The sequence below is a fragment of the Clostridioides sp. GD02404 genome, assembly GCF_045898275.1.
Lineage (GTDB): Bacteria > Bacillota > Clostridia > Peptostreptococcales > Peptostreptococcaceae > Clostridioides > Clostridioides difficile_A.
In genome coordinates, this window is sequence record NZ_JBJOCA010000021.1 from 1 (window position 1) to 23,930 (window position 23,930).

Here is a 23,930-nt window from a genome sequence, read left to right on the forward strand (position 1 = left end):
ATTTATTTCTTTTTCCTTTTTTCAAGGACAAGTAATACTATACCACCTTTAAAACAGTAGGTCAATACTTTTTTTATATTTTTTTATAAATTCTTTTCATATTCTTTTTTTAGCTTTTCTACTACTTTTTTCTCCAGTCTAGAAACAGTCATCTGAGATATCTCTAATTCCTTAGCTATACTAGATTGTGTTTTATCAAAGAAAAATCTATCTTTAAATATTTTTACTTCCAATTCATTCAAAGTTTTAATAAACTTATTAATAAAATCTTCATACTCTATACTTCCAAAATTACCTTCTTCTTTTCCTATCTTGTCAATAAGAGTTATATCTTTATCTTCTGAATCATCATTACTTGATGAATCTAAAGACATAGGTTGATACCCGTAAGAAGCTTCCATAGCCTCTAGAACATCTTCTTCACTAACTCCTATATAATCAGCTATATCTTTTACTTTCGGATGCTTTTTATTTTCTTGCTCCAATTTAATCTTTGCATCACTTATCTTTTTACTTAGTTCCTGTATTCTTCTTGGTACTCTAAGTGTCCATACTTTATCTCTAAAATATTTTTTTATTTCTCCTACTATAGTTGGTGTCGCGAAACTGGAGAATTCAAATCCTTTTTCAACATCATATCTATCAATAGCATAAATTAACGCTAATGAAGCAACTTGATATATATCTTCAAAATCAACACCCTTATTTATATACTTCTTAGCTAACAATCTTGCTAAATACAGATGCCTTTCAATAAGAATATTCCTAATATCTACATTTTTATTTTTATTATATAAATTAAATAGCTCTTTTGTATCCATATTTAGGTAATGTGTAGCATTAGCTACATTTTTCATTAAATATCAACTCCTAAATATTTAGTCATTTTTATTTTTGTTCCTTGATTGTGTTCCGATTCAATATCTACATCATCCATTAAAGTTCTAATTATAAATAGTCCAAGACCACTCTCTTTTGGATTCTCTAAATCTGGTGTACTTATTGAGCTAACATCGTATCCTTTTCCATTATCCTGAATTTCTATATTAATTGCATTGTCTAAGATATTAAATACTATATTGAACACATCATCTTTACTGTGCTTTATTGCGTTTGTACACGCTTCTGATACTGCTACCTTTATATCTTCTATATCATCTATTGGAAATCCCATTTTATTAGCAATTCCAGACGCTGTTAATCTTATTATACTAACATAATCCGGATTTGTAGTAATTTCCATCTTTATAGTCTCACAAGCCAAAGTCTATCCCTCCACTTTAAATATTTTATCTAGACCTGTTATAGTAAAAATCTTTCTGACATTACTCTTAGGATTTACTATGTATATCTCTTTTTCGTTTATTTTTAATTTTTTTAATACACCTATCATAGCTCCTAAACCTGTTGAATCTATATAATCTAAATCTTTAAGATTAATTTTTACATCTAACATATTTTTTTCTATCAAGTTATGCAAATGTTCCTTTAGTTTATCTGCTGTAGAAACATCAAGTTCTCCATCAAGACAAACATTCCAAAATTTATTTTGAGAATCTAAATTTGAATCTATATTCATAGACATGTAAAAACCTCCTATTTCCTCTTAATAATTTTAAATATATTTCCTATACTCATTATTTTGTTAATTACATAAACTATATCGTCTATTCCCTTTGATATTGATGACGCATTCTCAACAATATCCTGTATGTGTCTCTCATTATAATCTACAATTTTATAAGCCTTTTCAACAACCTTATTTAGACTATTTAGAGTTTTTGCTAAATAAATTGCTACTATAAGAGCAGAACTACCTACTAACACTGCTCCAATCTGCCACCCCCATGCATTCATTAGTTAACATCTCCCTCCTCATCAAAGCTTTTACTTATTACTATGTCTTCTTCAGAAATCTTTATATCTTCTTCATTATTATCATCATCTACTAAATTTATTATTCTCTCTTTGACATCATTAAATGTTTCATGTAGAACTTCTTTTGGATTTTCTTTCACATCATTAAACTTCTCTTTTGTTTCTTTTCTTAATTCAGAACCTTTTTTTGGTGCAAAAAACAGACCAAATACAAAACCTAAAATAGCTCCTATTAATAAAAATCCACCTTTTTTACAACTTTTTTTATTACACATAACAATTACTCCTTTCAATTTTAAATTTTTATCTAAGTACATTATACAAAAAGAATAGGATATTTATCCTATTCTTCTTCAATATTTATTTTGGCAATCGAAACTACATTGACCTCGTCATTAGTTTTCATTAATTTAACACCACTTGTAACCCTTCCAAATAGTGATATCTCATTAACTCTTATTCTAATAAGAACTCCATCAGAATTTATAATCATTATCTCATCATCTTCATTAACCATATCTGCACCTACAATTGTGCCAGTCTTTTCAGATATATTATAAGTTTTAATTCCTTTACCAGCTCTTATTTGGCTTCTGTATTCTTCTATATTTGTTCTTTTTCCAAAGCCATTTTTACTTACAACTAATACATCCGTACCTTTACTACAAAGGTTCATAGACACAACAAAATCGTCTTTACTTAAAGTTATACCTTTTACACCCATTGCTGTTCTACCCATATATCTTATATCATTTTCATCAAATCTTATAGACATACCATCTTTAGTGACTAAAAGTACTTCTTGTTTTCCATCTGTAAGTTCTACTCCAATAAGTTCATCATCATCTCTTAAACCTATAGCAATAAGACCAGATTTATTTATATTTCTAAACTCTTCTCTCTTAGTCTTTTTAACAATACCTTTTTTTGTTGTAAGTAGTAAATATTCATTTTCATCATTTCCATCTATAGGTATCAATGTAGCAATTTTTTCATCTGCTGATAATTGAAGTAAATTCACTATAGCAGTACCTTTAGCTTGTCTTTTACCTTCAGGTATTTCATATGCATTTAGTTTAAATACTCTACCTTTATTTGTAAAGAATAACAGTCTACTATGAGTAGTTGTAGTTATTAAGTGTCTTACAAAATCTTCTTCCCTAGTTGTAAGTGCTGAAATACCTCTTCCACCTCTTTTTTGACTCTTGTAAGTGTCCGATGGAAGTCTCTTTATATAACCAAAGTGAGTAAGAGTTATTGCTATTTCTTCATCGCTTATAAGGTCTCTCATATCTATTTCGCCTTCAGCATGTCTTATCTCAGTTCTTCTCTCATCAGCATAGTTCTCTTTTATTATTGTAATTTCGTCTTTTATTACATTTAAAAGTAATCTTTCATCAGCTAAAATTTCTTTTAATCTATTTATCTTCTTAATTAACTCTTCATATTCAGCTTCTATCTTATCTCTTTCTAGACCTGTAAGTCTTTGAAGTCTCATATCTAATATAGCTTGTGCTTGAATCTCAGTTAAATTAAATTTATCTATTAAACCTTGTTTAGCCTCTTGACCTGTTTTTGAAGCTCTTATCAAGCTTATAACTGCATCTATATTATCCAAAGCAATTTTTAATCCTTCTAAAATATGTGCTCTTGCTTCAGCTTTATTTAATTCAAATTTAGTTCTTCTTGTAACAACATCTTCTTGATGTTTAATATAATGATATAATATTTGCTTAAGATTTAAAACTCTTGGTTGTCCATCTACAAGTGCAAGCATTATTATACTAAAAGTATCTTCCATTTGAGAATGTTTATACAGATTATTTAATACTATATTAGCATTAGCATCTCTCTTTAATTCTATAACAATTCTCATACCATTTCTATTACTTTCATCTCTTAAATCTGATATACCTTCTATTCTTTTTTCTTTAACTAACTCAGCTATTCTCTCAACTAATTTAGCTTTATTTACTTGATAAGGTATCTCTGTAACTATTATTTGTTGTTTTCCCTTTGGAAGCTCTTCTATAAAAGCTCTAGACCTAACTTTAACTTTACCTCTCCCAGTTCTGTATGCTTCTGCTATACTCTCTTTTCCCATTATAATCGCAGCTGTAGGAAAATCTGGACCTTGCACAAATTTTATTAAATCATCTACACTACACTCTGGATTATCAATTAAATATATCGTTGCATCAATTACCTCAGCTAAATTATGTGGAGGTATTGAAGTTGCCATACCAACAGCTATACCATTAGAACCATTCACTAATAAATTAGGATATCTTGCTGGTAATACTGAAGGCTCTTTTAATGACTCATCAAAGTTTGGTTTAAAGTCTACAGTTTCTTTTTCTATATCTCTTAATAACTCTAATGATAATTTACTCATTTTGGCTTCTGTATAACGCATAGCTGCTGGTGAATCTCCATCAACAGAACCAAAGTTACCATGACCATCTACTAAAAGTGCTCTAGTTGAAAAATCTTGAGCCATTCTTACCATTGCATAATAAACAGCAGTATCTCCATGAGGATGGTACTTACCTAAAACATCCCCAACAATACGGGCTGATTTTCTGTAAGGCTTATCTGGAGTTAAATTTAATTCACTCATTGAGTACAATATTCTTCTATGAACTGGTTTTAAACCATCTCTAACATCAGGAAGAGCACGTCCAGCTATAACACTCATAGAATAATCAATATATGATTTTTTCATTTCTTCCGCTATTTCAATAGGGAGTATTTTGTTTTTTTCTTCCATGTATACTAATCCCCTCTCTCTATATATCTAAGTTTCTAACAAATCTTGCATTTTCTTCTATAAATTCTTTTCTTGGAGCAACCTTATCACCCATAAGCATTGAAAATACTTCATCTGCTATTGCCGCATCCTCTACTGTTACTTGTAACAATGTTCTTGTATCAGGATTCATAGTTGTATCCCATAATTGCTCTGCATTCATCTCTCCAAGACCTTTGTATCTTTGAAGCTCCGCACCATTTCTTCCAATTTCATCTAACAAGATATTTAGTTCTTTATCTGAATAAACATAATGTTCCTTTTTTTGCTTTGTTACTTTATATAAAGGTGGTTGCGCTGCATAAACATAACCTTCATCTATAAGAGGTCTCATATATCTAAAGAAGAATGTTAATAATAAAGTTCTTATATGAGCTCCATCTACATCGGCATCGGTCATAATTATAATTTTATGGTATCTAGCTTTATCTATATCAAAATCTTCTCCAATACCACAACCATAAGCTGTTATCATATTTTTTATTTCATCTGAAGATAATATTCTATCTAGTCTTGATTTTTCAACATTAAGTATCTTCCCTCTTAATGGAAGTATAGCTTGGCTATTTCTATCTCTACCTTGTTTAGCTGAACCTCCTGCTGAATCCCCTTCGACTAAGAATATTTCACTTTTGGCAGGGTCTTTTTCTGCACAATCTGCAAGTTTTCCAGGTAAGGATGTACTTTCTAGTACACTTTTTCTTCTTGTTAACTCTCTTGCTTTTTTTGCAGCTTCTCTAGCTCTTTGTGCTCTTAAAGCTTTATCGACTATTATTCTAGCTGTTGCTGGGTTTTCTTCTAGGAAGGACCCAAGTTCATCAACTGTTACACTATCAACTAAACCTCTCATAAAACTATTGCCTAGTTTTGTTTTAGTTTGGCCTTCAAATTGAGGCTCTGGTAATTTAACTGATACTACTGCTGTAAGACCTTCTCTTATATCTTCACCAAGTAAGTTAACATCATTTTCTTTTAAAAATTTATTTCTCTTAGCATAATCATTTACCGTTTTAGTAAGAGCAGCTTTAAATCCACTTAAATGAGAACCACCTTCATGTGTATTTATATTATTTGCAAAAGAATATATGTTCTCTGTATAACCATCTGTATATTGCATAGCTAATTCGACAAAACAATCATCGACCTTTTTATCTATATAAACTATGTCATCATGTATACCAGTTCTAGATTTATTTAAATACTTAATATATTCCACCAAGCCACCTGTATAGTGAAATTCTTTTCTTTTCTCTTGACCTTCTCTTTTGTCTTCAAATACTATTTTTATACCTTTATTCAAAAAAGAAAGTTCTCTAAGTCTATACTCCAATGTTTCATATTTAAATTCTATTTCATCAAATATTGTCTCATCTGGCATGAACTGAATCATTGTTCCTTTATCTTGTGATTCTCCAACTACTTCAAGTTTAGATGTTGGTAATCCCTTTTCATATGTCTGCTTGTATACTTTTCCATTTAAATAAACCTCTGCTAGCATCCATTTTGACAGTGCATTAACTACAGAAACACCAACACCATGAAGACCTCCAGATACTTTGTATCCTCCGCCTCCAAACTTTCCTCCTGCATGAAGATTAGTTAATACTGTTTCTAAAGTTGATTTACCAGTCTTAGGATGTATTTCAACAGGTATACCTCTTCCATTATCCTTTACTAAAACACTGCCATCTTCATTGATAGATACATATATGTCTGAACAATATCCTTGCAAAGCCTCATCTATACTATTATCTACAACTTCATAAACTAAGTGATGTAAACCTCTAGGGCTTGTACTACCAATATACATACCTGGTCTTTTTCTAACGGCTTCTAATCCCTCTAATACTTGTATCTGACTTGCACCGTATTCTTGTTTCATTTAATTTCCTCCATTCTCTATGCTAATAACATCGCCATTTTCAATATTAAATATTGTAACATCCTTTTCATCAAATATTTTTTTATGTGAAACCTCAGCACTTGTTATAAACATTTGAACATTGCTTAAATTGTTTACTAAAAGTTTTTGTCGTGCTTCATCTAACTCACTAAAAACATCATCTAAAATTAATATTGGATATTCTTCAACTTCATTTTTTATTAATTCTATTTCTGATAGCTTTAATGATATTGAAGCTGTTCTTTGTTGACCTTGTGAACCAAAAAGTCTTGCATCTAAATCATTTATGAATATATTTAAGTCATCTTTGTGTATACCATATCTGGTAGTCTTAGATTCTATATCATTAGGTCTATTTGATGACAACTTGGCTAAAAATTTATTATATACTGTCTCTATAGTATCTTCATCAGTTATATTTATTTGATTCTTATATCTAATTGACAATTTCTCAATTCCATTAGTCAAATTCATATGCATATTTTCAGATATATTAGCTATCTTTTTTACAAAATCTCTACGTAAAATATAAATATAACTTCCATACTTTGCTAATGTATCATCATATACATCTAATAAAGCCTCATCAACATGCATGCCTTTAAGCACTCTGCTTCTTTGAGAAAGTGTTTTATTATAATTGGTAAGATATTTATAATATTTAGGCATAATCTGACTAATCTCTTTATCTATAAATGTCCTTCTCTCTTTAGGTCCTTCTTTAACCAGTCTCAAATCTTCAGGAGAGAATATGACAACATTTAAGTTGCCAAGTAATTCCTGTATTTTTTGTAAAGGGACTTTATTTATTCGTATCCCCTTTTTATCTTTTCCAATAATTAGCTCTATTAGACTATATTTATTATATTTTGAAAAACTTCCTCCAATATATAAATTTTCACTATTAAATCTAACCATTTCTTTATCTTTGTTGGTTCTGAATGATTTACCAAAAGAGAGCATATAAATAGATTCTACTATATTTGTCTTTCCTTGACCATTTTTCCCAACAAGAAGATTTACTTTTCCATTAAATTCCAGATGCAACTTTTCATAATTTCTAAAATTAACAAGTTGCAAACTTTTAAGTTTCACAAAAAGTTCTCCTTTTTTACAATACTTTTATTTTAGTTCCTTCTATTTCAACTATATCTCCTGATTTTATCTTTTTTCCTCTTCTTAATTCTATTTCATCATTTACTGTCACTAAACCTTCTTGAATTAAAAATTTTGCATGGCCTCCTGTTGATGCAATCTCTGCTAATTTGAGAAATTGGTCCAACTTTATATATTCTGATTCTATAGTTATTTCAGTCATAATAGTTCCTCCTTGTCACTATTTTAGGTAAACCCCTATTGATACACTAAAAGTATATTATACCATAAATGTGCTTATAAAAGGAGTTGTCTAATATTAGAAAAATTTTTCTACAAAAGACAACTCCTTCATGTCTGCTATATATTTGATGATATTCTTACTGGAAGTAGTAAGTAAATATAATTAACATCATCTGTTGGTTTAATTATACAAGGATTTACATTTGTAGTAAATTCTATAAATATTTCTTCATTATCTATATTTTTTAAACCTTCAATAAAGTATCTAGAATTGAAAGCTATATCTAAATAATCTCCATCTAAATCTATCTCAACTTCTTCATATACATTTCCTTTTTCTGTATTAGAAGTAATTGCCATTACTTTATCTCTGATAGATAATTTTATAAGATTATTTTTTTCTGATTGAGACAATAAAGATGCTCTTTCTATACTATTTAAAAGTTCTTTAGTATTTAATTTAACTCTGCTATTATGTTCCCTTGGTAATAATTTTTTATAATCGATAAAATCTCCTTCAAGCAATCTCGTAATAATTTTTGTATCATTAATTATAAAAATAGCATTTTTTTCATTAAATCCAACCTTAACATTATCTTCTCCAGAAAGTAAGCTATTTACATCTATAAGTGTCTTTCCTGGAATTATAACTTTTATATTTTCAGTTAAACTATCCACTGAACAGCTTTTTACAGCTAATCTATATCCATCAATAGCTACTAAATTCAAATTTCTATCCACAATTTCTAAAAGTTCTCCCATTAAAATAGGTTTTGTTTGGTCCTGTGAAATAGCAAATACGGTTTGTTTAATCATATTTTTTAGAATTTCTTGAGGTATGCTATATAAATCTTCTTCGTTTAATTCTGGTAGCTTAGGAAATTCTTTAGCTGCATATCCTTTAATCTTGAATCTTGAATTTACACAATTTATGTAAATATTATTTTCTGAATCTGTTTCTATCTCAACAAACGAATCTGGTAATTTTCTAATTATATCTCCAAATAATCTTGCATCTACAACAACATCACCTTTTTCTATAATCTCTGCTTGTACATACGTTTCTATTCCTATCTCAGCATCATATCCAGTAAGTTTTAATTGACCTTCTTCTGTAGATATAAGTATACCTTTTAATAGTTCTATAGTTGTTTTTCCATTAATAGCTTTTTGAGCAATCCCAATTCTATTTGCTAGGATTTTTTGGTTACAAATTATTTTCAATGTGGATAACCTCCTTTGGTCTTTTATATAAAAAAATAAGTTAAAATCATAGTAGTAATAGTAGTAGGTGTTGTTGATAATGTTAATAAGTACTTATAACGTTATAAATACAAAGATATCAACATGTGTATAAAATGTTAATATCTTTGTTATTAGAGACTTAATTATTTGTTAATAATTTTTATTCAAAAAAAATATTAACAAGTTATCCAATAGATATAAACAGACAATTGTGTATAAATTATCCCTTTAAATCTGATATGATTTTCTCTATTTTAGTCTTAATTTCTTCGCTTTCTGCTATATCTTTAGATACCTTATCATGAGCATGAATTACTGTTGTGTGGTCTCTACCCCCAAACTCTTCTCCTATTTTAGGAAGGGATAAATCAGTAAGTTCGCGCGTTAAATACATAGCTATTTGTCTAGGATAAGCTATTGAGCGTGTTCTTTTTTTAGAATTAAAATCTTCCATTTTTATACTAAATACAGAAGATACTTTTTCTTTTATTCTAAGAACATTTATTTCTTCATTTTTAGATGTAGTTATAATATCTTTCAAAGCTTCTGTAGCAAGATCAAAAGATATCACTCTATTACTAAGAGAAGAATAGGCAACTACTCTAGTTAAGGCGCCTTCTAGTTCTCTTATGTTTGACTTAATATTTTTTGCTATATATGACATAACTTCATTTGGTACTTCGATGCGTTCCAATTGAGCTTTTTTTCTAAGTATAGCAATTCTCGTTTCAAAGTCTGGTGCTTGAATATCAGTTATAAGTCCCATTTCAAATCTCGATCTTAGTCTATCTTCTAGTGTAGGTATATCTTTTGGTGGTCTATCACTAGATATAATTATTTGTTTATTTGCCTCATGAAGAGTATTAAACGTATGGAAGAACTCCTCTTGAGTTCTTTCTTTTCCCGCTATAAATTGAATATCATCAATTAATAATACATCTACATTTCTGTACTTATTTCTAAATTCTTCGTTTTTATCATCTTTTATAGAGTTTATAAGTTCATTAGTAAATTTTTCTGAAGAAACATAAACAACTTTTGAGTCTTTTTTTTGACTAACAATGTGATGCCCTATAGCGTGCATCAAGTGGGTTTTACCTAGCCCAACTCCTCCATACAAAAAAAGTGGATTGTAAGCCTTAGCAGGAGATTCAGCGACCGCAACACATGCAGCATGAGCAAATCTATTGCTATTACCAATAACGAACGTATCAAATGTGTATTTTGGATTTAGGTTAGGGTAAAGTACTCTATAATTTAAATCTGTACTATCAGAATTTAGGTCAGCAACCTCTTTTTCGCTCAATACAAATTTAATATTATATTTTTTTAATGACAGTTGATTTATGGCATCTTCAATTAAATGCAGATATCTGTTTTCTAAGATATCTTTATTAAAATCACTAGGAGCCAATAGTATTAAGTCATTAAGATGTATTTTTAATGGTACGATGTTTTTAAAAAAGGTATTAAAACTTACTGAAGTTAAGTCACCTTTTATTAATTGTAGGGTTTTGTCCCATAAAGAAACTATATCCATAATATAAACCTCCGAACAGAATAATTAATATTTTCCACAAAGTTATTAACAGAAAAGCAAAAACATATATAAATTTTACAGAATAACTAAATTTATGGATAATGGTGTTGATAAATTAATAATAGTATAAATTATTAAAAAAATATGAAAAGATATAAACAATATGTAGATAAAGTTATAAATAACATAAACATACAATAAATGGTGATTATAACTAGAGTATTGTCAGTAATCTTAAAAGTTATACACAAAAGTATCCACAAGCTGTGAATAATTTTTAATAAGTTGATAACATTTATGCACATTATCAACAAGTATATTTATAATATCAAAATATATGTCAAACTTCAATGATTTGTAACTAATTTATCCACAATATTAACTAATTGTTGATAAAAATATAAACATGTTAAAATTACTTTATTTGTGTATATAATTGAAAAAAATAATTTAGAATAAAATTAAATAGATTTTTACTAGTATTTTCAATAAAAAAAATACATAATATATATATGGTAGATTTTGTGATAGAAGCGTCCCAAAAACTCGTTGACAACAGTGGTAAAAGTATTTATAATTATATGTGTTATGTTTACTTTGAGGGTAAAGTTATTATTTTTATAAACGGAAAATGAAATCTGAAAGGCGGTGCAAAATAATGAGTAAAAGAACTTATCAACCAAAAAAGAGACAAAGAAGTAAAGAACATGGTTTCAGAAAAAGAATGAAGACGTCTAACGGAAGAAACGTGTTAAAGAGAAGAAGAGCTAAAGGAAGAAATAGATTAACTCATTAATTACAAAAGGGCCGCTGCAAAGGTGGCCTTTTTGTGTAAATAATTACAATTCATAGCTGTGTTTATGGAGGTTAACTATGGACTTTAATAGGACTAAAGGGTTAAAAAAGGACTCTGATTTTAGAAAAGTATATAAACACGGCAAATCTTTTGCAAACAAATATTTAGTAATATATATACTTAAAAATAAATCAGATTATAGTAGAGTGGGTATTTCTGTTTCGAAGAAAGTAGGAAAAGCCATCACTAGAAATAGAGTAAGAAGACTAATAAAAGAAGTCTACAGATTAAATATTGATGAAAAAATTAAGCCTGGATATGATATAGTATTTATAGCAAGAGTATCTAGTAAAGATGCTACTTTTAAAGACATAGACAAGTCTATAAAAAACTTAGTTAAAAGAACGGATATTTCTATTTAAATTGTATGCTATAAATATGGAGGTTCATAACTTTGAATAAAATAATTTATATATTAAAGGAAATAAGTAAGCATTTATCGAATTTATGTATTTATTTAGTGAGATTTTATCAAAAATATATATCTCCCTTAAAGGGACCTACCTGTAGATTTTATCCAACTTGCTCACAATATTCAATAGAGGCATTTAAGAAATATGGATTTGTAAAAGGTATGTATTTAACAGTAAGAAGAGTTTTAAAATGTCATCCTTTTCATCCAGGAGGTTACGATCCTCTAAAATAAAAGAGAGTAACTATTAGGAGGTATAAAAAAATTGAATATAATAGGAAATTTCTTAGGAATGATTCTTAAGGTAATATTTGAATTTGTTAACCACTATGGTATTTCTATAATACTTTTTACTATTCTTGTAAAGATTATTTTATTACCATTAACAGTTAAGCAGACTAAGTCAACAAAGGCAATGCAAGATATACAACCTCGTATAAAAGAGATACAAGAAAAATATAAAAATAAGCCAGAAAAACAAAATGAAGAAATTGTTAAGTTATATGGAGAGGCTAAAATTAATCCACTATCTGGTTGTTTACCTTTATTAATACAGTTTCCTATATTAATAGGATTATTTAGCGTTTTGAGAGAGCCAGTTGCTCATGGCGTTTTTGCAAATCAAGCTGCATTTTTAGCAGCTGATAATGGGTTTTTATGGATAAAAAGCTTAACAGCACCAGATTATGTACTAGCAGTATTTTCAGGAGCAAGTGCATATGTAATGCAAAAAGTAATGACTCCAAAAGATCAATTACAAGGCTCTATGAAAGTAATGACATATGTAATGGCAGGTATGTCTTTCTATTGGGGATTTATATTCCCAGCAGGACTTACATTGTACTGGACAGTAAGTAACTTATTCTCAATAGCTCAATATTACTTAATAATGAATCCTTTAAAAGCTAAACTGGCTGCTAACTCTAAGGAGGAAAAAGTTAATGAGAAAAAGCCTAAAATTAATAAAAAGTAAAAGCAAGGAAGAAGCTATAAGTAAGGCTATAGCAGAGTTAAATTTAAAAGCAGAGGATATAGAAGTTGAAATACTTGAAAATCCAAGCAAAGGGTTTTTAGGTCTTATAGGTGCTAAAGATGGTACTTATGAAATTTTTGTTATCGAGAGGGAACTAGATGTAGCTAAAAATTTTATAGAGGTAATGTTGAAAAATGCAAATGTTGATGCCAAAGTCAATGTATCTCAAAAAGATAATTTAATCATGGTTGATATTGAAGGCAAAGAAGCTGCAAGTTTAATTGGTAGAAGAGGGGAAACTTTAGATTCTATTCAATTTTTAACTGGATTAGCTCTTAATAAAATAAATAAGGATTCTCATACAAGAGTACTTGTAGATATAGAAAACTATAGATCAAAAAGAGAAGAATCTTTAATAAGATATGCTAATAAAGTTGCTAGAGAAGTAGCGAAAACAAGAAAAACTAAAAAATTAGATTATATGAATCCGTATGAGAGAAGAATAATACATTCAGCTCTTCAAAACGACAAATATGTAATTACATATAGTGAAGGTACTGATCCATATAGAAGATTAGTAATTGAGTGTAAAAGATAAAATCAACCTCCTAAACATTAGGGGGTTTTATTTTTTAATATTATTACATTATTGTGATTAGCCAAAAGTAAATCTATATGTAAAAAATTATAAATTAAGAGGTGATAAATTTGTTTATAGATGATACAATTGCAGCAATAGCTACAGCACCTGGAGAAGGTGGTATAGGAATACTTAGAATAAGTGGAGAAAAATCCTTAAAGGTTGCAGAAGAAATCTTTAAGTCTATGTCAGGAAAGAGTATTAAAGAATATAATAAGAGAACATTAATATATGGAAATATAGTAGACGATGAAAATGTAATTGATGAAGTTTTATTGGCATATATGAAAGGTCCAAATTCATATACAGGAGAAGATGTAATAGAAATCAATTGTCATGGTGGATTTATATCAGTAAAGAAAATATTAGAATTAATATTATCAAAAGATATTAGGTTAGCAGAAGCTGGAGAGTTTACTAAAAGAGCATTTTTAAATGGGAGAATAGATTTATCACAGGCAGAGGCAGTAATTGATGTTATAAAGGCTAAAACAGATATAGCTCATGAAGTTGCTCAAAACCAATTAGAAGGCTCTTTATCAAAAAGAATAAGGGAACTAAGAGATAAAGTCACTGAGATATTAGCCCATGTAGAAGTTGCTATAGATTATCCTGAGGAAGATATTGAACATATAACATATCAGACTCTTAAGGAAAAAACTGATGAACTTAAAAAGGAAATTAAAAAATTATATGATACAGCTGAAAGTGGAAAAATACTTAGAGAAGGTCTAAAAACAGTAATAGTTGGGAAACCAAATGTAGGTAAATCTTCATTACTTAACTCTATTTTAGGAGAGAATAGAGCCATAGTTACTGATATACCAGGAACTACTAGAGATGTTATAGAAGAGTTTGTAAATATAAAAGGAATACCTTTAAAAATTGTTGATACAGCAGGTATAAGAGATACAGATGATATAGTTGAAAAAATAGGTGTTGAAAAGTCTAAAGAATCATTTACTAGTGCAGATTTGATTATAATGGTTTTAGACGCATCTAGGAAGCTATCAGAAGAAGATATAGAGATATTAGAAAATCTTAGAGATAAGCAAACAATAGTACTATTAAATAAGAATGATTTAAAACAGGAAATTGAAGAAGAAAAAATACTTAAATATGTAGAAAATAATAGTATAATAAAAATATCAGCTTTACAGCAAGAAGGTATAGAAGAATTACAAGATAAAATAGAGTCTATGGTATATAAAGGTAGTGTTAAAAATAACTCTAGTTTAGTAGTAACAAATTCTAGACATAAAGATGCACTTAATAAAGCATATAAATCTGCTACAGATGCTTTAATTGCTTTAGAACAAAGCATGCCATTTGACTTTGTAGAAGTAGACTTAAAAAATATATGGGATTATCTTGGTTATATTAATGGAGATACAGTAACAGAGGATTTATTAGATAATATATTCCATAACTTCTGTATAGGTAAGTAAGGTGTAAAACAAATTTGATTTTTTGATTATAGAGGTTTTAAAAAATTATAGTGTTTCTCATGAAACATTAATTTAAAAGAAAGGAATTATAAATGATAAAGTTTGAAGCAGGAAAATATGATGTTATAGTGGTTGGGGCAGGACATGCTGGATGTGAAGCTGCCTTGGCTACTGCAAGAATGGGATATAAAACTTTGATAATAACAATGTCTTTAGACTCTATAGCATTGATGCCTTGTAATCCATCAATTGGTGGAACTGGTAAAGGTCAATTAGTTAAGGAAATAGATGCCTTAGGTGGTCAAATGGGATTAAATATAGACAAGACATATATACAAAGTAGAATGTTAAACACTGCCAAAGGACCAGCAGTGCACTCTTTAAGAGCTCAAGCAGATAAATTTAAATATCATGAAGAAATGAAAAAGACATTAGAAAATGAACCAAATCTTGATATAGCTATGGATGAAGTTGTGGAAATTTTACATGAAGGAAATGTTGTAACAGGAGTTGGGACTAAGCTAGGATGTTCATTTAAATCTAAAGCTGTAATACTAGCTACTGGAGTTTATTTAAATTCAAAAATATATATGGGTGAGGTTGCATTTTATGAAGGGCCTAATGCATTAGGATATGCAAAATACCTTACAGATAGTTTAGTTGAATTGGGTCTGAGAATGAGAAGATTTAAGACAGGAACTCCAGCTAGAGTTCATAGAGATAGTATAGACTTTTCTGTAATGTCTTTACAGGAAGGTGATGAAAAAGTAACTCCTTTCTCATTTATGAATGAAAATATAGAAAAAGAACAAGAGCCTTGCTATTTAACAAGAACTACTGAAGAAACTCAGAGGGTTATATTGGAAAATTTAAAAAGGTCTGCTATGTATAGTGGAGTAATAGAAAGTACTGGGCCAAGATATTGTCCTTCTATAGAAGATAAAGTGGTGAGATTTAGTGATAAAACATCACATCAACTATTTATAGAACCAGAAGGTTTAAATACTAAAGAGATGTATATCCAAGGAATCTCAACTAGTTTGCCTTTTGAAGTACAATTAGATATGTACAAGACGATAAAAGGACTTGAAAACTGTAAGATAATGAGACCTGCATATGCCATCGAATATGATTGTGTTGACCCAACACAACTAAAAATAAGTTTGGAAATAAAGGGAGTTGAGAACTTATTTAGTGCTGGACAATTTAATGGGACTTCTGGATATGAGGAGGCCGCAGCTCAAGGGCTTATGGCTGGCATCAATGCAGTTAGAAAGATAGAAGGAAAAGAACCTTTTGTATTAGACCGTTCAGAGGCATATATAGGTGTTTTATTGGATGACCTTGTGACTAAAGGGACTAATGAGCCTTATAGAATGATGACATCAAGAGCAGAATACAGATTGTATTTGAGACAAGATAATGCAGATATGAGACTAACTCAAAAAGGTTATGATATAGGATTAGTTAAAAAAGATAGATATGAAAGATTCATAAATAAAAAGACTGCTGTAGAGAAAGAATTTGAAAGATTAAAAAATGAAAGAGTTACACCGAAAGAAGTAAATAGCCTGTTGGAAGCAAAAGGAGCGACACCAATAAAGGTTGGAATTTCGTTATACGAGTTTTTAAAGAGACCAGAAGTTACTTATGAATTACTTGAAGAATTAGGAAAAGGCGCTGGCGAAGATGTTTCAAGGGAAGTCAAAGAACAATGTGTAATAATAACTAAATATGAAGGTTATATAGAAAAACAATTAAAACAAATAGATCAATTTAAGAAACTTGAAAATAAAAAGTTAGATGAGAAAATAAATTATGCATCTATAGAAGGACTTCGATTAGAAGCAAGACAGAAGTTGGATGATATAAAACCTATTTCAATAGGACAAGCTTCTCGTATATCTGGAGTTTCTCCAGCTGATATATCTGTTTTGCTTATATATCTAGAACAAGTCAGAAGAACTAGAGGTGGCAAAGGTGAATAACATAGAACTTCTGAGAAATGGGATTGAAGGTTTTAACATAATTACTAATGAGAGTATGCTAGAAAAATTTAAAAAATATAGAGAAATACTAGTTGATTGGAATCAAAAAATGAATCTTACTGGTATAGAAGATGAAAAAGAGGTATATGTGAAGCATTTTTTAGATTCTATTTCAGCTGTAAAAAATGGATATATAAAAAATGGTATGTCTATAATAGATGTTGGTACAGGTGCTGGGTTTCCTGGTCTACCATTAAAAATATGCTTAGATGATTTAGAGCTTACCTTATTAGATTCTTTAAATAAAAGAATAAACTTCTTAGAGGAAGTTAGTAGAGAACTAGAGCTAGCTAATATTAAATTTATACATGGAAGAGCTGAGGATTTTGGTAAAGATGAAAAGTATAGAGAAAAATATGATATTGCTACAGCTAGAGCTGTAGCTGGATTACCAATTCTTATGGAATTTTGTGTACCATTTGTAAAGGTTGGAGGATATTTCATTTGTCTAAAGGGACCAAATGCTAATTTAGAACTAGAAGAATCACAAAAAGCTATTGATATTTTGGGGCTAGAATTTGTTGAAAAAATAGATGTGGAATTGCCAGAAATAGATTTAAATCATAATATATTAGTTTTTAAAAAAATAAAAGAAACACCAGTTAAGTACCCTAGAAAGGCTGGGAAACCAGCTAAGAATCCTATTATATAGTTAAAAGATTATTATAGGTAAGCTTAATTATTTCTCAGGAAATAATTAAGCTTATCTTAAACAAAACAAAAATAAAGGAATTATTAAAGTGGATGCAGAAATAAATTTGTATGTACATATAGAGAACAAAAATATTTATATCTAAAATAAGAGAGGTATGTTATGGAAGATAAAAGAGTTATGGAGATACCTATAGAAGATGTAGTTCCAAATCCATACCAACCAAGAAAAATATTTTCACAAGTTTCATTGGAGGAATTGAGTAATTCTATAAAGGTATATGGTATAATTCAACCTATAACAGTTAGAGCAAAAGATGGTAAATATGAACTAATTGCTGGAGAAAGAAGATTAAGAGCAGCTAAATTGGCAGAACTTAAAACTGTACCAGCAATTATAAATAATATGAACGATGAATCTTCTGCTGTTCTAGCGTTATTAGAAAATTTGCAACGAGAAGACTTAAATTTCATTGAAGAAGCAATTGGTTATGAAAACTTAATAAAAGAACATGCTTTCACTCAACAGCAACTAGCAGAGAAATTGGGCAAAAATCAATCTACTGTAGCAAACAAGCTTAGAATATTAAAGCTTCCAAACAACATAAAAATGAAGCTGATAGAGAATAACTTAACAGAGAGACATGCTAGAGCATTCCTTAAACTACCAAGTGAAGATTTAATGCAAAATGTACTAGATAAAGTTATAAAGAATGAATTAACTGTTAAAAAAACAGAGAAATTGATACAAGAGATATTAGAAGAAACCAAAATTCAAGAAGAGCCTGATAAAAAACAGAATATAAAGGGTGCTATGAGTATAAGAATTTACATAAATACTATAAAGCAGGCCTTTGATGCTATATCAAATACAGGAATTGATGCTAAGTATAATGAAATAGATAAGGGAGATTACATGGAAGTCGTTGTAAAAATTCCTAAAAAATAGAGATTACTGCTTACCAGTAATCTTTTTTTGTAATATAAGCCTTGTAATATAAATTGATTTATAGACATTATTTGTAATTATAAAATCACCTAGTCAACATTTAAAATTAATTTAATTCTTAAAGGGGGGGAACATCATGGGCAAAGTTATAGCTGTATTCAATCAAAAGGGTGGAGTCGGAAAAACTACAACAAATGTAAATTTAAGTGCTAGTTTAGGAATCTTAGGAAAGAAAATATTAGTATTAGATTTGGACCCTCAAGGAAATACAACTAGTGGATATGGTATTAATAAAAATGAAGTAGAAAATACAATCTATGAAATTATGCTAGATGGGTTACATATTAAAGAAGCAATAATAAATACTGAGTTTGAAAATATCGATTTAGTTCCATCAGCTACTGAGTTATCAGGTGCAGAAATAGAACTTACTTCTAAAAGTAATAGAGAGTATATTTTAAGAAATTCCATAAAAGCAGTAGCAGATGAATATGATTATATATTTTTAGATTGTCCACCCTCACTTGGGATGCTTACAATAAATTGTCTAACTGCTGTAGATAGTGTCTTAATTCCTATACAATGTGAATATTATGCTTTAGAGGGAGTTAGTCAATTGATGGAGACTATAAAATTGGTAAAATCAAGATTAAATGCAGACATAGAGATTCAGGGTGTTGTTTTAAGTATGTTTGATGGGAGAGCTAATCTATCAATACAAGTAGTTGAAGAAGTCAAAAAATATTTTAAAGGAAGTGTATATACAACTCTAATTCCAAGAAATGTAAGGCTTGCAGAAGCTCCAAGTCATGGAAAACCTGTTATTTACTATGATAAAAGGTGTAGGGGCTCTATAGCTTATTTGGAACTAGCAGAAGAATTTATAGATTTAGAAGAGGAGGAATATTAGTATGGAGAATAAGTCTAAAAGAAGTAACAGATTGGGTAGAGGTCTTAGTGCATTGATACCAGAAATTAAAGGAGAAACTTCAGAAAAAGAGATAATCAACATCGATATAGACAAAATATATCCAAACGAAGTTCAGCCTAGAAAACAGTTTGATGAAGAAAAAATAAAAGTATTATCTGATTCTATAAAAAATTATGGTGTATTACAACCAATAGTAGTTAAGATGGATGAAAATGACAAATACATGATAATAGCAGGAGAAAGAAGATTTAGAGCATCAAAACTTGCAAATAAAAGTCAAATACCTGCTATAATTAAAGATATAGATATGAAAGACATAATGGAGATAGCTTTAATTGAAAATTTACAGAGAGAAGATTTAAACTCAATAGAAGAGGCCCTAGCATATAAAAGCTTAATAGAACATTATAATGTAACTCAAGAGGAAATATCAGAAGCTGTTGGTAAAAGCAGACCTCATATAACTAATACTCTAAGACTTTTAAATCTTGGACAAGATGTTATAGATATGATAGATAGTGGTAGAATTACAGCAGGGCATGGTAAGGCGTTGTTGAGAATTGTAGATAAGGATTTACAGCTACAAATAGCAAAAAAAGTAGAAGAAGAAGAGCTTTCTGTAAGAGAAGTCGAAAATATAGCTAAAAAAATATCTGAAAACAAAGAAGAAGTACCAAAAAAATCTAAGCCTAAGGATGTATTTATCTTAGATGTAGAAGATAAACTTAGAAATATATTTGGGACGAAGGTAAATATTTCTAAAGGAAAGAAAAAAGGTAAAATAGAGATAGAATACTACAATGATGATGATTTAAACAGTATTGTATCAATGCTTCTTGAATAAAACAAAACTATAAAACTGAGAGGAAGATTGTTATGATTTATTTAGATAATGCTGCAACTACATATCCAAAACCAGAAAGAGTGTATGATGCTGTTTTAGATTGTATGAAGAACTACTGTGCAAATCCAGGTAGAGCTGGACATAAGCTTGCTATGAGAGCTGCTAGAGAAATATATGATACAAGAGAGAATATAGCTAAGTTATTTAATGTGAGCAATCCTATGAATATAGTATTTACATCTAATGCTACAGATTCTTTAAATCTAGCAATAAAAGGTGTATTACAGGATGGTGACCATGTAATAACAACATCTATGGAGCATAATTCAGTAATAAGACCTATAAAAGCATTGGAAAAAAGAGGTATTGAAAATACTGTAGTAAAATGCGATTATGAAGGCTTTCTAGATTATGAAGAATTAGAGAAGTCAATAAAGGGAAACACTAAATTGATTGTAACGACACATGCATCTAATGTATGTGGTACTTTAATAGATATAAAGAAGGTTGGAGAAATAGCTAAAAAACATAATATATTATTTTTAGTAGATGCATCACAAACAGCAGGTGTCTATGATATAGATGTAAATGAATTTAATATAGACATGTTGGCAATGCCAGGTCATAAATGCTTATTTGGACCTCAAGGAACAGGTATACTATACGTAAGGGATGGTTTAAATCTAAATATATTAAAAGAAGGTGGAACAGGAAGTAAGTCAGAAGAAATGGTTCAACCAGAATTGTTCCCAGATAAATATGAGTCAGGGACTCATAATACTCCAGGTATAGCAGGTCTTAACCAAGGTGTATTATTTATATTTGAAAGAGGAATCAACAATATAAGACAACATGAAGAAGAATTATGTCAATATATGATAGACAAGTTAGAGGAAGTGCCAGATATAAAGATATATGGACCAAAAGATAGTAAAAAAAGAGCGTCTGTAATAGCTATAAATATAGGAAACATGGATTCTGGAGAGGTTACTTTTTTACTAGACAGTGATTATAATATAGCAACTAGATCAGGAATACATTGTTCTCCACTAGCACATACCACTTTAGGCACTTTAAAACAAGGTGCAGTAAGATTTAGCATAGGATATTTCAATACAAAAGATGAAATAGATAAAGCAGTAGAAGCTTTAAAGAAAATTTCAAAAAATAATAAGTAATATTAAGTATTATAGAATTAAAGAATATAAAAAATAGTGTAGATTATATAATCTACACTATTTTAGTATGTCTTAAATGTATCTTAAAGTGTGTCCTAAAAAATTACTTTAAGTAATCTCCTTCTTCAAGAACTATATGGCCACTTTCATAATTAGCACCATCAACAGTAAGTTTTATTTGTTCAACATTCATATTTTTTATGTAAGTACGAGCAACTGAATCAAGCATTAAAGTTTCTGCATCACTACCTAAGTTTGACTTTGTAAAATCAGAATTAACATCTAATATACCAGTTTTTACACCATCAATGTCTTTTGTAGTAAATGAGTTTAATTTTGCAGATTCTGGAACAACTTTAAGTTTTTGAAGCTCCTCAAATAAAGTATTTTCATCAACTTTGCTTAGGTCAACTTTGTTTTCTATTAAATCTGTCTGGTCTACATCGAAAGAGTAAATAATAGCTGATTGAGTTTTATTTTCCTCTTTTGGAGTAGAAGTAGCTTTTTTATTAGGAACCTCTTTCTCGGCATTATTTTCTTCTTTTGGTTGCTCAACATTTGTATTACTCTTAGTTTCTTTTTTAGGTGTATCATTCCCAACTTGAGCATTAGTACAACCAATTGCGAATATAGATATAGATAATATACTTAACACTAACATTATTTTCTTATTTTTCATAAAAATTTCTCCTCTCATAAAAACTATTCTTATATATAATTATAGTCGTTATGAGCAAATATATGAATACAAAATAGTAACAAATTTAAAAAATGATTTATTTAAATTAATTAAATCCAAAATAAACTAAATTTTAGTCATTTTTATGGGAAATCATTTAATGTACACAGAAAATATTGTAAAATAAAAGTAGTGTTTTTAAAATAAATATAAGTTATAATTATATTATAAAAAAATGTCTTCAAAAGGTGGGAATAGTATGGAAATTTTGAGCTTAGGAGAAAAGATTAAAAAATTAAGAAAAGAAAAAAACATGACATTAAAAGAATTAGCTGGAGATAGGATAACAGCAGCACAAATAAGCCATATAGAGAGAGATAAATCTCATACTAGTTATGAACTGTTGGAATATCTAGGCGATAAGTTAGATGTAAGTGTAGAGTATTTATTAGAAACCAAAGAAATGCAGTCAAAAAAGATAACTGATAATTTAATACTACAGAGCGAAATCTACATAAAAGAAAATGAGTTAAACAAGGCTGAGGACCAAATAAAAGAAGTTTTAAATATATGTAAGAGATACGATTTAATGGAGAACTATGGCAGATGTAATTTTTTAATGGCTAATATTAACCTAAAAAAATCTGATTATAATGATGCTATAGAAAACTTTGAAAAGGCATTATACTTCTTTATAAAAAATAGTGATAGTGAAAATATACTTAAGTGCTATTTAAATATAGGAAAGATATACATGCAAGAAGACTTTTATAAAGGTGCTATAAGCCACTTTAATTTTGCAGAGGAAATTTTGTCAGAGAGTAAATTTGAGGATGTTAATATATACAAGGAACTATATAGTAAGATGGCATATTGTTACATAAAATTAGATAATCCAAATATGTCATTGAAGTACATAGATAAGATAAATGAAATAGACAATAGAAATGATAGAAAAGAAGATGTCGATATTTTGGTGTTAAAAGCAAATAACATGCTTGAGATAGGAAAATATGAGGAATCAAAAGATTATTTTAAAAAAGCATTAAAGATACTTGAAAATGAAGATAATAAAACTGGATTGGCAAATGTATATTTAACAATTTGTGATGTTTACAGAAAAATAGGTGAAACAGATAGAGTACTTGAATATTCACAAAAGGTATATGACATAAAGAAAAATGATGAAGATGAATATATGATGTCAGGATTATTCAAGATAATAGAAGCATATATAGATAAAGAGGATTATGATTTAGCTAGAAAATATTGTAAGATAGCCTTAGCTTCATCAATAAAAAATAAAAATAAGTTCAATGAATATAGAGCATTAAAATTCTACTCTAATATGTATAAGAATCAAAATGAGATTACCCTTGCAATTGAGTATTTAATCAAATGTATAAAAATAGTATCAGACCTAGGAAATAGTAGAATATTGGCTAATTTATATATAGACTTAGGTCAATTATATTCAAGTATCTCAAAAGAAAAAGAGTTAGAATATTATCAAAAAGGTGTATTTATGTATAAAAATCTAGAAATAATGTAAGAAAAATAAACCTATAAGGTTATAGAAACAATCTATAACAAGCAAGATAACATCTA

25 protein-coding genes are annotated in these 23,930 nt (G+C 28.9%); 13 read left to right on the top strand and 12 right to left on the bottom strand.

All coding sequences use genetic code 11. The features are described 5' to 3' along the window. Positions 1–83: 83 nt before the first annotated feature. The 11 genes from Q3287_RS13005 to dnaA form a co-directional block, all read right to left on the bottom strand. Positions 84–857, bottom strand: a complete 774-nt coding sequence (locus Q3287_RS13005; RefSeq protein ID WP_021386626.1) for a SigB/SigF/SigG family RNA polymerase sigma factor — start codon at positions 855–857, stop codon at positions 84–86. Beyond that, entirely contained in the window at positions 857–1,264 is a 408-nt protein-coding gene (locus Q3287_RS13010; protein ID WP_021386612.1) for an ATP-binding protein, read from the bottom strand. Before Q3287_RS13010 ends, Q3287_RS13005 begins: the two co-directional genes overlap by 1 nt. A gap of 3 nt (positions 1,265–1,267) precedes the next feature. Continuing rightward, positions 1,268–1,585, bottom strand: coding sequence for an STAS domain-containing protein (locus Q3287_RS13015; protein WP_054268631.1), 318 nt, complete (start codon positions 1,583–1,585; stop codon positions 1,268–1,270). A gap of 11 nt (positions 1,586–1,596) precedes the next feature. Continuing rightward, positions 1,597–1,857, bottom strand: a complete 261-nt coding sequence (locus Q3287_RS13020; RefSeq protein ID WP_021386594.1) for a hypothetical protein — start codon at positions 1,855–1,857, stop codon at positions 1,597–1,599. After that, positions 1,857–2,153 (bottom strand): YtxH domain-containing protein, encoded by a 297-nt coding sequence (locus Q3287_RS13025; RefSeq protein ID WP_054268630.1) that lies wholly within the window; start codon positions 2,151–2,153, stop codon positions 1,857–1,859. Before Q3287_RS13025 ends, Q3287_RS13020 begins: the two co-directional genes overlap by 1 nt. 68 nt (positions 2,154–2,221) lie before the next feature. Beyond that, complete coding sequence (gene gyrA, locus Q3287_RS13030; protein ID WP_054268629.1) at positions 2,222–4,648, bottom strand: DNA gyrase subunit A; 2,427 nt, start codon at positions 4,646–4,648, stop codon at positions 2,222–2,224. Positions 4,649–4,667: 19 nt separating this feature from the next. Beyond that, positions 4,668–6,569, bottom strand: coding sequence for a DNA topoisomerase (ATP-hydrolyzing) subunit B (gene gyrB, locus Q3287_RS13035; protein WP_054268628.1), 1,902 nt, complete (start codon positions 6,567–6,569; stop codon positions 4,668–4,670). Beyond that, on the bottom strand, positions 6,570–7,685 hold the full coding sequence (recF, locus tag Q3287_RS13040) for a DNA replication/repair protein RecF (protein WP_054275543.1): 1,116 nt from the start codon (positions 7,683–7,685) through the stop codon (positions 6,570–6,572). 16 nt (positions 7,686–7,701) lie between these two features. Further along, positions 7,702–7,908 (bottom strand): S4 domain-containing protein YaaA, encoded by a 207-nt coding sequence (gene yaaA, locus Q3287_RS13045; protein WP_003420479.1) that lies wholly within the window; start codon positions 7,906–7,908, stop codon positions 7,702–7,704. 137 nt (positions 7,909–8,045) lie between these two features. After that, positions 8,046–9,152 carry a DNA polymerase III subunit beta gene (gene dnaN, locus Q3287_RS13050; RefSeq protein WP_021408963.1) on the bottom strand — a complete coding sequence of 369 codons (1,107 nt, stop codon included), beginning with the start codon at positions 9,150–9,152 and terminating at the stop codon, positions 8,046–8,048. A 241-nt stretch (positions 9,153–9,393) separates the two neighbouring features. After that, the gene (gene dnaA, locus Q3287_RS13055; RefSeq protein WP_054268626.1) at positions 9,394–10,713 is read right to left on the bottom strand and encodes a chromosomal replication initiator protein DnaA; all 1,320 of its coding nucleotides are present in this window, start codon (positions 10,711–10,713) and stop codon (positions 9,394–9,396) included. Positions 10,714–11,371: 658 nt separating this feature from the next. On the opposite strand from dnaA, the gene rpmH reads away from it, so the two are divergent. From rpmH to Q3287_RS13115, 12 genes are all read left to right on the top strand, one after another. Then, positions 11,372–11,509 carry a 50S ribosomal protein L34 gene (gene rpmH / locus Q3287_RS13060; protein WP_003420485.1) on the top strand — a complete coding sequence of 46 codons (138 nt, stop codon included), beginning with the start codon at positions 11,372–11,374 and terminating at the stop codon, positions 11,507–11,509. A gap of 77 nt (positions 11,510–11,586) precedes the next feature. Then, positions 11,587–11,931: a ribonuclease P protein component gene (gene rnpA / locus Q3287_RS13065; RefSeq protein ID WP_003420486.1), complete on the top strand. Its 345-nt coding sequence runs from the start codon at positions 11,587–11,589 to the stop codon at positions 11,929–11,931. 32 nt (positions 11,932–11,963) lie between these two features. Beyond that, positions 11,964–12,215, top strand: coding sequence for a membrane protein insertion efficiency factor YidD (yidD, locus tag Q3287_RS13070; protein WP_021386578.1), 252 nt, complete (start codon positions 11,964–11,966; stop codon positions 12,213–12,215). A gap of 31 nt (positions 12,216–12,246) precedes the next feature. Then, positions 12,247–12,954, top strand: coding sequence for a YidC/Oxa1 family membrane protein insertase (locus Q3287_RS13075; RefSeq protein ID WP_021386599.1), 708 nt, complete (start codon positions 12,247–12,249; stop codon positions 12,952–12,954). Next, entirely contained in the window at positions 12,923–13,552 is a 630-nt protein-coding gene (gene jag, locus Q3287_RS13080; RefSeq protein WP_054272092.1) for an RNA-binding cell elongation regulator Jag/EloR, read from the top strand. Before Q3287_RS13075 ends, jag begins: the two co-directional genes overlap by 32 nt. A gap of 110 nt (positions 13,553–13,662) precedes the next feature. Next, entirely contained in the window at positions 13,663–15,042 is a 1,380-nt protein-coding gene (mnmE, locus tag Q3287_RS13085; RefSeq protein WP_054272091.1) for a tRNA uridine-5-carboxymethylaminomethyl(34) synthesis GTPase MnmE, read from the top strand. Positions 15,043–15,134: 92 nt separating this feature from the next. Beyond that, a complete protein-coding gene (gene mnmG / locus Q3287_RS13090; RefSeq protein ID WP_407964178.1) occupies positions 15,135–17,030 on the top strand; it encodes a tRNA uridine-5-carboxymethylaminomethyl(34) synthesis enzyme MnmG in 1,896 nt (631 codons plus the stop codon). Then, positions 17,023–17,742 (top strand): 16S rRNA (guanine(527)-N(7))-methyltransferase RsmG, encoded by a 720-nt coding sequence (rsmG, locus tag Q3287_RS13095; protein WP_054277837.1) that lies wholly within the window; start codon positions 17,023–17,025, stop codon positions 17,740–17,742. Before mnmG ends, rsmG begins: the two co-directional genes overlap by 8 nt. A 162-nt stretch (positions 17,743–17,904) precedes the next feature. Further along, entirely contained in the window at positions 17,905–18,690 is a 786-nt protein-coding gene (gene noc / locus Q3287_RS13100; RefSeq protein ID WP_054272088.1) for a nucleoid occlusion protein, read from the top strand. Between the two features lie 136 nt (positions 18,691–18,826). Continuing rightward, positions 18,827–19,600 carry a ParA family protein gene (locus tag Q3287_RS13105; protein WP_054272087.1) on the top strand — a complete coding sequence of 258 codons (774 nt, stop codon included), beginning with the start codon at positions 18,827–18,829 and terminating at the stop codon, positions 19,598–19,600. A gap of 1 nt (position 19,601) precedes the next feature. Further along, entirely contained in the window at positions 19,602–20,465 is an 864-nt protein-coding gene (locus Q3287_RS13110) for a ParB/RepB/Spo0J family partition protein (RefSeq protein WP_054272086.1), read from the top strand. A 32-nt stretch (positions 20,466–20,497) separates the two neighbouring features. Continuing rightward, positions 20,498–21,643 carry an aminotransferase class V-fold PLP-dependent enzyme gene (locus Q3287_RS13115; protein WP_054272085.1) on the top strand — a complete coding sequence of 382 codons (1,146 nt, stop codon included), beginning with the start codon at positions 20,498–20,500 and terminating at the stop codon, positions 21,641–21,643. Between the two features lie 103 nt (positions 21,644–21,746). On the opposite strand, the gene Q3287_RS13120 is transcribed toward Q3287_RS13115, so the two are convergent. Then, positions 21,747–22,322, bottom strand: a complete 576-nt coding sequence (locus tag Q3287_RS13120; protein WP_054272084.1) for a GerMN domain-containing protein — start codon at positions 22,320–22,322, stop codon at positions 21,747–21,749. A 259-nt stretch (positions 22,323–22,581) separates the two neighbouring features. Here Q3287_RS13120 and rstA point away from each other — a divergent pair, with 259 nt between their 5' ends. Then, the gene (gene rstA / locus Q3287_RS13125) at positions 22,582–23,874 is read left to right on the top strand and encodes a toxin production/motility transcriptional repressor RstA (RefSeq protein WP_054272083.1); all 1,293 of its coding nucleotides are present in this window, start codon (positions 22,582–22,584) and stop codon (positions 23,872–23,874) included. Positions 23,875–23,930 lie beyond the last annotated feature (56 nt).

Bases quoted from the DNA above. Each gene is read 5' to 3' on its own strand.
- mnmG (WP_407964178.1), top strand. From the start codon at position 15,135: ATGATAAAGTTTGAAGCAGGAAAATATGATGTTATAGTGGTTGGGGCA.
- jag (WP_054272092.1), top strand. From the start codon at position 12,923: ATGAGAAAAAGCCTAAAATTAATAAAAAGTAAAAGCAAGGAAGAAGCT.
- rnpA (WP_003420486.1), top strand. From the start codon at position 11,587: ATGGACTTTAATAGGACTAAAGGGTTAAAAAAGGACTCTGATTTTAGA.
- Q3287_RS13025 (WP_054268630.1), bottom strand. From the start codon at position 2,153: ATGTGTAATAAAAAAAGTTGTAAAAAAGGTGGATTTTTATTAATAGGA.
- gyrB (WP_054268628.1), bottom strand. From the start codon at position 6,569: ATGAAACAAGAATACGGTGCAAGTCAGATACAAGTATTAGAGGGATTA.
- rpmH (WP_003420485.1), top strand. From the start codon at position 11,372: ATGAGTAAAAGAACTTATCAACCAAAAAAGAGACAAAGAAGTAAAGAA.
- Q3287_RS13115 (WP_054272085.1), top strand. From the start codon at position 20,498: ATGATTTATTTAGATAATGCTGCAACTACATATCCAAAACCAGAAAGA.
- yaaA (WP_003420479.1), bottom strand. From the start codon at position 7,908: ATGACTGAAATAACTATAGAATCAGAATATATAAAGTTGGACCAATTT.
- gyrA (WP_054268629.1), bottom strand. From the start codon at position 4,648: ATGGAAGAAAAAAACAAAATACTCCCTATTGAAATAGCGGAAGAAATG.
- Q3287_RS13110 (WP_054272086.1), top strand. From the start codon at position 19,602: ATGGAGAATAAGTCTAAAAGAAGTAACAGATTGGGTAGAGGTCTTAGT.
- noc (WP_054272088.1), top strand. From the start codon at position 17,905: ATGGAAGATAAAAGAGTTATGGAGATACCTATAGAAGATGTAGTTCCA.
- rstA (WP_054272083.1), top strand. From the start codon at position 22,582: ATGGAAATTTTGAGCTTAGGAGAAAAGATTAAAAAATTAAGAAAAGAA.
- Q3287_RS13015 (WP_054268631.1), bottom strand. From the start codon at position 1,585: ATGTCTATGAATATAGATTCAAATTTAGATTCTCAAAATAAATTTTGG.
- dnaA (WP_054268626.1), bottom strand. From the start codon at position 10,713: ATGGATATAGTTTCTTTATGGGACAAAACCCTACAATTAATAAAAGGT.
- Q3287_RS13105 (WP_054272087.1), top strand. From the start codon at position 18,827: ATGGGCAAAGTTATAGCTGTATTCAATCAAAAGGGTGGAGTCGGAAAA.
- Q3287_RS13120 (WP_054272084.1), bottom strand. From the start codon at position 22,322: ATGAAAAATAAGAAAATAATGTTAGTGTTAAGTATATTATCTATATCT.
- Q3287_RS13020 (WP_021386594.1), bottom strand. From the start codon at position 1,857: ATGAATGCATGGGGGTGGCAGATTGGAGCAGTGTTAGTAGGTAGTTCT.
- Q3287_RS13005 (WP_021386626.1), bottom strand. From the start codon at position 857: ATGAAAAATGTAGCTAATGCTACACATTACCTAAATATGGATACAAAA.